This is a genomic window from Massilia sp. W12 (genome assembly GCF_037300705.1).
Taxonomy (GTDB): domain Bacteria; phylum Pseudomonadota; class Gammaproteobacteria; order Burkholderiales; family Burkholderiaceae_D; genus JACPVY01.
This window is the reverse complement of record NZ_CP147776.1, coordinates 844,168-854,363: the sequence shown is the minus strand read 5'-3', so window position 1 is coordinate 854,363 and position 10,196 is coordinate 844,168. Positions and strand designations below refer to the sequence as shown.

4 protein-coding genes and 1 pseudogene are annotated in these 10,196 nt (G+C 59.1%); 4 read left to right on the top strand and 1 reads right to left on the bottom strand.

The window, feature by feature from the left end; all coding sequences use genetic code 11:
- Positions 1 to 84: 84 nt before the first annotated feature.
- Positions 85 to 948 carry a hypothetical protein gene (locus V8J88_RS03455; protein ID WP_338847795.1) on the bottom strand — a complete coding sequence of 288 codons (864 nt, stop codon included), beginning with the start codon at positions 946 to 948 and terminating at the stop codon, positions 85 to 87.
- Between the two features lie 632 nt (positions 949 to 1,580).
- Here V8J88_RS03455 and V8J88_RS03450 point away from each other — a divergent pair.
- From V8J88_RS03450 to V8J88_RS03435, 4 genes and pseudogenes are all read left to right on the top strand, one after another.
- A pseudogene (locus V8J88_RS03450) lies at positions 1,581 to 1,694 on the top strand (IS5/IS1182 family transposase); the annotation flags it as partial.
- Between the two features lie 104 nt (positions 1,695 to 1,798).
- Positions 1,799 to 2,458 (top strand): response regulator transcription factor, encoded by a 660-nt coding sequence (locus V8J88_RS03445; RefSeq protein WP_338847794.1) that lies wholly within the window; start codon positions 1,799 to 1,801, stop codon positions 2,456 to 2,458.
- On the top strand, positions 2,455 to 4,323 hold the full coding sequence (locus tag V8J88_RS03440; protein WP_338847793.1) for an ATP-binding protein: 1,869 nt from the start codon (positions 2,455 to 2,457) through the stop codon (positions 4,321 to 4,323). Before V8J88_RS03445 ends, V8J88_RS03440 begins: the two co-directional genes overlap by 4 nt.
- A 171-nt stretch (positions 4,324 to 4,494) precedes the next feature.
- Positions 4,495 to 10,068, top strand: coding sequence for an alpha/beta fold hydrolase (locus V8J88_RS03435; protein ID WP_338847792.1), 5,574 nt, complete (start codon positions 4,495 to 4,497; stop codon positions 10,066 to 10,068).
- Positions 10,069 to 10,196 lie beyond the last annotated feature (128 nt).

Below are 10,196 nucleotides of genomic sequence, written 5' to 3'. Positions count from 1 at the left end.
CGGGCAAGTGCGCCACGCTTGCCCGGCCGGACCTGGGGCGCGCCGCTGTCGCGGCGCAAGTCTCACCGCGCTTACCGCAGCGTCTTAAAAACCGATCACGAAACCTGTCACATTGCTGACATTGTTGTCTTGTGAATTGCCGCTGTTGTCTTTCAGCACGGCAGCCCCGGTCACCGTGGCGGTATTGCTGCCGGCCTGGTGCGAGACCGTCAGACTGGCGCCCATGGTTTTGACATGATGGTCATGATTGCTTTGGAATTGCACTTTGAAGCTGGATAAGAGCGGGTACACGTTATTCACGGCAGCCGGGAAGGTCAGCGTTTCGCTCTTGTTTTGCAAGCTGTCGGTCGCCAACACATACGCCCCCAGGGACGGGTCGGTATTAGCGAACATGCCGCCATCAACCGTGGCCTGGGACGCGTTGTGGCCATTTTCGTCATACATATACACCACCCCGGTGATGGATGCTTCATTGCCATTCAAGCTGGTGCCAACCGCCGCCGCCGAGGTTTCCATATGGTGGTCGGTGCTGCCATAGCTGAGATAAAAACCGGACAGCGCGGCTTGCAAAATCGAGGGATTGGTGTTGGACAACACAATCGGGCTGCTCGTGCCGCCATTGCCGATGCCATTGGCGTTCGCCAGTTTCAAGCCCGGATCATCCAGCCCGACCCAAGCCACCGCCACCACCGTGATCGAGGACGAGGAAGCGCTCAAATTATGCCCATTCGCATCCACCATGGTGGCGTGCGCAGTGACTTGCAGGGTGTTGCCGGATTGATTCACCACAAGGGACACAGAAACGGTTTCCACATGATGATCAGTGCTGCTGCCATAACTGAGCGAGTAGGCGGAAATGCCGACCATGCGCTGGGTGATGGTGTCGGAAAAGTTAAAGCTCTTGGTGGCGCCTGGTTGCAGGGTGGCGGTTTGAACCTGAATGGGCATAGCTTCCTCACAAATCAAATATGAAAAAAAGCCGGGTCTGGCGACACAGCGGTATGTTGCGAAACAACAAAAAGATTTGCTGTCACGCCCTCCTCCATCTGGCAATTCCGGAGCGCGCACTGCATTGCGCCGGATTTGCCCTACATCAAGCAAACAGCCTCCCTGCGCCCTCGCGCCATGCAGGAGGGACGTGCAACGGCAAGCCGCTTGCTTGATGCGGGCCATACCAAATTGAATAAGTGATGCCATTCATGCGTCGGCCACAGCCGGCATGCAAGAATCAAAATGAATGTGATTGCGCGAATTCCCCGGGCCGGCGGGCGCCTGGCATGCGCCCGCAATGAGATTGTTGTATGCCCGGTCTCAGCTCTACCGCTCTTTGAAATTCGCTTGCGTTTGCAAGCGATGCCTAAAGGTAGTGCTTGCAGGAAGGGATTGCCATTACATCAAATTACGGGTGAGAACAGTGCATTACAGCAAATAATGCAATGGTGGGTTGGGGTGGGCGCGGACTGTGGGGCTGCGGGGCTTGGCTTTGCAGGGGGCGGGTTGGGGTGGGTGGTGCTGCAGGCGCGATTTTCGTTTGATGGCAAAGCAATTGTGCGGCGCAAGCATGCATGTTGCGGCTGGTAAAAGAGTTTGTTGAAGACGTGCATAAGTTGAAGATCACGCCGCATGTGGCGCAAAAGAAAAATAGCATTGCGATTGACGCCCGCACCACACGACATAAAGGCTATGCCATGAGCATCAACCGGAGCACACCCTCCCCACCCAAACAGGCTACTCCCCTCCCCTCCATTTCCGCTTACAATTCAGCACAAGAAATCACAAACCCATGTGGAGCTGACCCATGAAATTGTTGCTGGTGGATGATCATGCTTTGTTCCGGGGCGGCTTGCGCTTGCTGCTGGGGGCGATGCAACGTGATCTTGCCATCCTGGAAGCCGACAGCTGCCAGGCGGCGGCGGATTTGCTGGAGCAACATGATGACATCAAGCTCTGTCTGGTTGATCTGTTGTTGAAAGACTGCAAGGGCGACGGGGTGCGCGAGAATGGCATGGAAGTGATCCGCACGATTAAAGACATGCGGCCTGAGATTTGCACCGTGGTGGTGTCGAGCGATGAAAACCCGCGCCGCATGCATGAGGCGCTGGAAGCCGGGGCGATGGGCTATGTGCTCAAGAGCGAAAGCCCGGAAACCATGGTGCAGGCGCTGCAACAGGTGCTGGGCGGCGGCATCTATTTGCCGCCGGCCTTTATGAATCAAGACAAACCGGCGCACAACGCGCCCAAGCTGGAACTCACCGAACGCCAACAACAAGTCATGGATTGTCTGCTGCTCGGCTGGCCGAATAAATTGATTGTGCGCAAACTGGGCATCAGTGAAAACACCTTGAAAGGCCATCTGGCGGCAATCTATCGCGCGCTGAATGTCAGCAGCCGCACCATGGCGGTGGTGGAGGCCGGGCGGCGAGGTTGGAAGGTCGGGCAGTCGGAGGCGCAAGCATGAGTCCGCGGCAAGCAGATTCGCTAACGCCGCCAGACGCCATCGGCGATACGTCGCAAGACAAGACGCCGGCGGCGGAGCAGGACGCGGCGCGGTTGCGCGAACAGGCGCGTATGCTGGTGCTGCAAGTGCAAAAAAATCCCGCTTTCATCGCCATTACCGCCAGTGTGGCGGCGTTTTCCATGGTTACCCACAAACAAGTCAAAATCAGCCATGCTTTGCTATGGCTGGGCGGCGTGGTGCTGGCGTTGGCGGTGCGCCTGCTGTATGCGCGCAAGTATATGCGCCAAACCCAGGCCGCAGAGCGCGGATTGTCGGCCATGCCGGATGCGGGCCGCGCGCTCGAATATCTGACCGGTTTTGCCTTTTTAAATGGGCTGGCGTTTGGCCTCGCGCCACTCTGTTTTTTTGGCGCGCTGGATGATGCGCAACGCGCCATGATGTCCATGGTCTTGCTGGGCTTGAGCGCGGGCGGCATCGCCACCTCCGCCGCCACCCCGCGCGTCTTGCTGGCGTATATGCTGGCCGCGCTTGGCCCCTTGATTTTTGCCTGGACCTGGTTTGCCGGCCAGCCGCTGATCAGTTTTTTAATCCTGTTCTTTGGCGTCACGCTGTATATGTTCGCCAAAGATAATCACCAGGTGTTTTGCGATTCCTTCCTGATGCGCTATCAACATGCGCAAATGAATACAGAACTGCAGCAGCGCAATGCCGAATTGCAGCAGACCATGCAAGCGCTGCAAGAAGCGCGCGACCATGCCGAAGAAGCGGGACAGGCGAAAGCCCGCGTGCTGGCCGCCGCCAGCCATGACTTGCGCCAACCCTTGCACGCACTGTCACTGTACAGCGCGGTGCTGGCGCAAAAACCGGAAGCGGCCACGCTGGAAGAAGTCTCGAAACAAATCAATCTCTCGGTGCGCGCGCTGTCCGCATTGTTGAATGCCTTGCTTGACGTGTCCCGCCTGGATGCCGGCGTGGTGCAAATTGAGGCGCGCAGCTTTGATGTGAAAGCCGAGCTGCAGCGCATTGTGGCGGAATTTCAGCCGCTGGCGCAGCAAAAGAAATTGTTCCTGTGCACGGATTTGCTGCCCTTGCGCTGCTTCACCGACCCGCTGATTTTTCAGCAAATCGCACGCAATCTGATTGAAAACGCGATCAAATACACGGATGCCGGCGCAGTCCTGGTTTCGGTGCGCAACGAAGGCGAACAGGTGCGGATCTCGGTGCAGGATACCGGGCGCGGCATTCCGGAATCGGAAGTGTCACGCATTTTTGAAGAGTTTTACCAGCTCGATAATCCTGGCCGCAATCGCGATCTTGGCCTGGGTTTGGGTTTATCGATTGTGAAACGGCTGGCCGAATTGGTGCGCAGCCGCATCACGGTCACCTCCACACCATATGAAGGCTCCAATTTCTCCTGGCTGGCGCCGCTCGATCGGCGCGGGACAGGACAAGATGCAGCTGAAGCGGCGCCGCTGGAAAACAGCCAGCGCCTGATCAATCCCAAGTGGCGCATTCTGGTGCTGGAAGATGAAGCGCCGATCCGGCATGGCATGCAACTGCTGCTGGGCAGCTGGGGCATCCAGACCCATGGTTGCGCCACCAGGGAAGAAGCACAGGACATCATCGCAAAGCATCAAATACAAATGGTGATTGCCGACTTGCGCCTGCAGGATGGGGTGAGCGGCTTACAAGTGGCGCAGCTGCTGCAAAACAGTCAGCCTGGTCTCGCCGTTTTGCTGGTTTCGGGTGAAACCGATCCGGCCAAACTGCGCGATGTTGCCGATAGCGGTCTGCCACTGATGAATAAACCTGTTGAACCGGAAGCATTGCGCGAACACATCGCACGTATGCTGCAACAAGCCTGAGCGCTGCGCCAATCGGCGCGGCATAACGAAATACTGAGCAACGATGGCGCCATGCACGGTGCGCGCCAACGGGGCTTTTTTGCGCTCATGATTGTTACATATGCGCACATAGCGTTTGCGTCTATTTATCGTTTAGCAAGATTATTGCTTTCGGCCCTACAGGAGAATGCTATGCCTGCCATACATGAATTTCTGTCGTCTGGAGTGGAAGTACTGTGCAAACGTTTATTACGCAAGCGTCATGGGGTGGATTTTGATGTGCTGATTATCGGCAGCGGTTACGGCGGCGCAGTGGCGGCGGCGCGTTTATCCGGTTTGCAAAACCGTGATGGCGCGCCCTTGCGGGTCGGCTTGCTGGAACGCGGGCGTGAAATTCTGCCGGGGCAATTTCCCGCCGGTTTTGCTGAGTTGTGGCGTGAAGTGCGGCTGCAACGTCACAATAAGGGACGGGTGCAGGGCAATGCGGATGGCATGTATGACATTCATATCAGCCCGGATCTGACCGTCTTGTCCGGCAATGGCTTGGGCGGCGGCTCTCTGATTAATGCCGGTGTGGCGGAGCGCATGGCGGATGCGGTGTGGCAGGACAACAGCTGGCCGCACAGCTTACGGGAAGAGGCGCTGGCGGGCGACTTTGCGCAATGGTATGCGCGCGCTGAACAGATGCTGGCCGTATGCGCTGCGCCGGCCACGCAAAAAACTCTGCAACTGCAACGCCTGGGCCAATATATGCCGCCGCACGCTGGAGCGAGCCGTTTTCAAACGGTGCAAGTGGCGCTGAACTTGCAGGAAGGCGTCAACCCGCACGGAATTGTGCAGCACGCCTGTAACGGCTGCGGCGATTGTTTCACCGGCTGTAATTTCAACGCCAAAAACACCTTATGCACCAATTATCTGGCCCTGGCCAAGCGTCAGGGGGTGGAAATGTTTTGCGGGGCCAAGGTCAGCCATGTGCAACGCAGCAGCAACGACAAGCATTGGGAAGTCTGCTTCGCCTTGAGCGATACGCCAAATCAACAAGCGCGCCAACTTGAATTCAAGCTGCAGGCGCATTGCGTGGTGCTCGCCGCCGGCAGCCTGGGCAGCACAGAAATTCTGCTGCGCTCGCATCACAAGGGCATGAGCATGTCGCCCCGTCTGGGACACAATTTCAATGGCAATGGCGACATGATCTGGGCCGGCTATGCGCAAGACCAGACGGTGCGCCCGGGGGCCGAACAAAGCGTGGCGCACAGTGCGCGCAAAGTGGGGCCGACTATCAGCGCCATGCTGGATGGGCGCGCGCATCCGCATCATCAGTTGGTGATTCAGGATTGCGCCGTGCCGGCGCCGCTGTATCGCCTGTTTGCTGAATTGCTCACGACCAACGCCGTGCTGTACCGCATGAGCCGCAGCGCGCCTTCTGAGCTGCATATGAAACATGATCCGGACAGCGTGGATCCGCAAGCAATCGCACACAGTGCGCTGTATCTGGGCATGGGGCGCGATTGTTTGCGCTGGAGTATGAGTTTGCATTACAGCAAGCTGGAAGAAACGCGGCGCAATCAAAAAGGTTTTGCGCCAAATCAAGGCCACTTGAAATTTGTCAGCAGCCCCAAGGTGCTGGCGGAAACCAGCCCGAACAGCTACAAAGACGCGCCGGATTTCGCCAGCCGCAGCGAAACATGGCTGGCCCCGGCGGTGCAGCAGTTGGGCGGCACGCTGTTGGCGAATCCGGCCTGGCGCGCCTGGCCGACTGAATTGGCGCATGTGCTGGAAGGCAATAAGCCGGGCGGCCACCATATTACTGTGCACCCTTTGGGCGGCTGCTGCATGGGCGAACATGGCGAACAGGGCGTGGTGGATGAATATGGCGCGGTGTTCCGCGATGGCGGCTATGAAACCTGGCCGGATTTATATGTCTGGGATGGCGCCATCCTGCCCACCCCGGTTGGCATCAATCCGCTCTTGACCATCAGCGCATTGGCGGAGCGTGCGGCGGCGCATTGCATTCAGCAGCATGGTTGGCAAACCCGGTGCGCCAGACAATTGCCGGCCCCGGATTGCGCGCAGCCCGCCGCACTGGATGCTGCGCGCTCTGCAAACAGCGCGGCAGAGCGCTTCGCCCACGCCGCGCGCAGCCTGCCGCTGTGGCCGCTGGATTATCAAGCGCCAAGCATCAAACCTACCGAGTTACGCTTCTCAGAAGTGATGGATGGCGAATTGCAGATCGCCTCGCGCGCCCATCCTTGCAAAGCGCGTTTGTGCGTCGATTTTGTGTTTGATGTGGATTTGCCGGCCTTTGTGCGCGATCCGCAACGCAGCCTGACAATCGCCAACGCGCGGCTGGAATTGGAGGGCATCGGCGTCATCGCCCTGCATGGCGAAGTGCATTGGCTGCATCTGTGCCCGGCGCGCAATCCGCGCAAAGTGACGCGCGCCTTGCTGCAATATGTGCGCTTGCGGCTGTGGCCGGATTATCAGTCAAGCCGGCAGCGCAAAGCCAAAGCGGGCGAACAGCATGTGCCGCTGTGGCGCCGCATCCGCGCCCTGCTGCGTTTAGCCAGCCACATCGGCAGCTTGCGCCAATTGCGCTATATCTTGCAACCGAAAGCGGGACAGGAAATCTGCGCTGCGCTGGGGCCGGATTTACATTGGCGGCTGGTGGGGGTGAAAAATGTGGAATACCGCGCCGGCAATAATCTGTGGCGCTCCTTGTCGGAAATGGCGCTGATCTTGCATCGCCAAGGTCAGCCGCGCCCGCATCTGGCGCGCGGTCTGGTGAAATTGGATTGGGTGCGTTTATTGCGTGAAAAGTCTTTTCAGATCAGCGCATGTGAGCAAAACCCCTACGCCATGCTGGACTTGATCAGCCTGGGCGGTTTCTTTTTGCGCGCCCTGCTGCGCATTCATTTCTGGAATCTGCGCAAACCGGATTACGCGCCGGAGGCGCATCAGCTGCGCAAAACGCCGGAGCTGCCCGGCTTGCTGCGCAGCGAGCACCACTGCAAAGCCTTACGCCATGCGCGCCAGCCGCATAACGGCACACTGTCCCTGCCTTTGACGCGTTATCAGGCGCGACGCCCGCCGCCGCAAAGCGATACAGCGCTGCCGCCGGTATTGTTACTGCATGGCTTTGGCTCTTGCGGCAAACAGTTTTGCATTGACCATGCGAATGGAAATTTAACCCAAAGCCTGTGCCAGGCCGGGCGCGATGTGTGGATTTTGGAATTGCGCAGCAGCATCGCCCTGCCCGGCCACAAACAGCAATGGAAGCTGGATGATATCGCGCGCCTGGATATCCCGGCGGCGGTTGATTACATCTTGCAGCACTGCGGCTGCGAAGCGCTGGATGTGGTGGCGCATTGCATCGGCTCGGCCATGTTTAATCTGGCGGTGCTGTCCGGCCAGCTGCAAGGGGCGCAAGGCAAAAGCAAGATCCGCGCCGCCGTCATGCTGCAAGTCGGGCCGGTGTTCAAAGTCTCGCATGGCAACCGTATCCGGGGTGAATTTGCGGCTCAGATGCGCGACTGGATGATGGATATCGATGAACTTGATTCGAGTATGAATGAAAGCGAAGCCGACTGGCGCCAAGTGCTGCTGGACCGCCTGCTGGCCACATATCCGCTGCCGCCGCAAGAGGAGCGCAAGCTGCGTCCCACTTTGCGCCTGCGGCGCGATATCGCCGTATATCTGCGCTCAGCCGCCGTGTTTGGCCGCCTGTTTGAGCTGGACAATCTGGCGCCGGCGACCCGTTTGCGTCTGGCGGAAGTGTTGGGCGCAACCAATATGACCACCTACCGCCAGATTCTGCATGCCGTGCTGGATGGCAAACTGCTCGATCAATATGGCCGCAATCTCTACGTCACGCAGGAAAATATGCTGGCGTTTTACCGCTTCCCGGCCTGCTTCATGCATGGCGACCGCAATGACGTCTTCAGCCGCGAGGGCGTCGAGCAATCAGCGCAAGCTTTGAACCATGTGTTCGGGCAAACCCTGTTCAGCGTGCAAAACCTGCCCGGCTACGGCCATCTTGATCCGCTGGTGGGCAAACATGCGGCGCGCGATGTGTTCGGCAAAATCGTCGCCTTTTTACAGCATGCGCCAGCGTTTCCGGCGCACGCCGGCATGCTGCCGGCAACGCCCATCGGCGGCGCAACTGTGCGGCGGCGCGCAGCCAGCTGCGGCCCCTTGCTTGGCAGTCTGCAAGCAGATGGCGCAGCCGGTTTGCGCTGCCGCCTGTGGCTGCGCGCCGCGCCTGAGATCGCCCGCATCGATTGCGTCGAAAGCGTGCAATGCGACGCCAATGGCAAGCCCTTGCATGCCAGCTATGCCCAGCATCAAGTGTTGCAAGAACCCGGCTTTTTGCTGGCGCTGCCGGAGCTGACGCTGGATCCGGCCTGCGCCGGGATCCGTCTGGCGGTGCGCTATCACAGCCAGGCGCAATTCAGCAGCTTAGCGCAAGCAGCCTGCATCCCCGGCATGCCGCAAGCCGATAGCTTAGCGCAGCAGCTGTGCGACTTGCGCAGCCACAGTCTGGCGCAAGAGCCGCAATTGGAAACCCAGGCCTATGCGTTTTGCGCCTGGTTAGAGCAAGATCCGGATGCCGCCAACCTGGTGCAGATCCGCCCCAGCGCACGGCGCGCAGCGCTGGCCGGGCCTGCCGCCCAAGCGCTGCAATTTGCGCTCGGCTCCTGCCGCTATTCCAGCAATGCGATGGACCAGCAACGCGCCGACCGCCCATTCGCCGAATTATTGCAAGGCATGCGTCTGGGCTGGGCTGATCCGGCCGCCTGCCTGATGCTGGGCGATCAGATTTATGTGGACGCCAGCGCCGGCGTGCTGGATGAAGATGCGCGCCTGGAGATTTTCTGGGAGCGCTATCAAGACGCCTTCAACAGCCCGCATGCGCGCAGCTTCATGGCGCAAACCCCGGTGTATCAAATGCTGGACGATCATGAAATTCAAAACGACTGGGAACCGATGCCGCAAACGCCGAATGAGCATCTGCGCATGTGGAATGAAATGGGACAAGCCTGCTTTGTCGGCTGGCAGTGGGCGCACAGCCCGCGCAATGGCTGGCCGCCGGCCCCCGGCGAACAATGGGCGCGCCATTACTGGTACAACTTTGCGCTGGCCGGCCTGCCTTTTTTCATGCTCGACACCCGCCTGGAACGCGAAGCGCGCCACGCCTGCCTGAAAGAAGAAACCCCATCCAGCCGCATAATCAGCGATGTGCAAATGCAAGCCCTGTGCGATTGGCTGCTGGCGCAACAGCGGCGCGCGCCGGACGCACCGAAATTCATCGCCAGTCCCAGCATTCTGGCCCCGCTGGCGCATGACGAGGCCGGCGACTATCTCAGCCGCAGCGACGGCTGGCAAGCCTATCCGGCCTCATTGGCGCAATTGGGCCGCTTTCTGCTGGAACATGAAATTGGCCATGTGGTGTTTTTATGCGGCGATTTGCACGCCCACTTTGTCTGCCAATTAGCGTTTAGCGATGGCGTGCGCAGCATCCTGGCGCACAGCGTGGTGGCCTCACCCTGCTTTGCGCCTTATCACTTCATCAACGCCAAAGTGAGCGATATGCAAGCACACAGCCAGCGCCGCTTGCCGGACGGACTGGAATTCAGCAGCGAAATACTGTGGAGCGAGCAGGATTACCAGGGCTTTTTATTGCTGAATGTGGCGCCAGAGCAAAACGGCTGGCGCATCGGCGTGCAAACCGGCAACAGCGCGCACATCGCCTGCAGCTTTATCGCATAAGCGCAAAGGCGGGCTTGCTGCGGCATGCCGGGGCAGCAAGCCGGCATGCCGCAAATTGTGCAGACAACTGTATTTTCATACAGCATTTTGTTACAATGCAGGAATTCCTTCCCGATTGCGGAGCCACC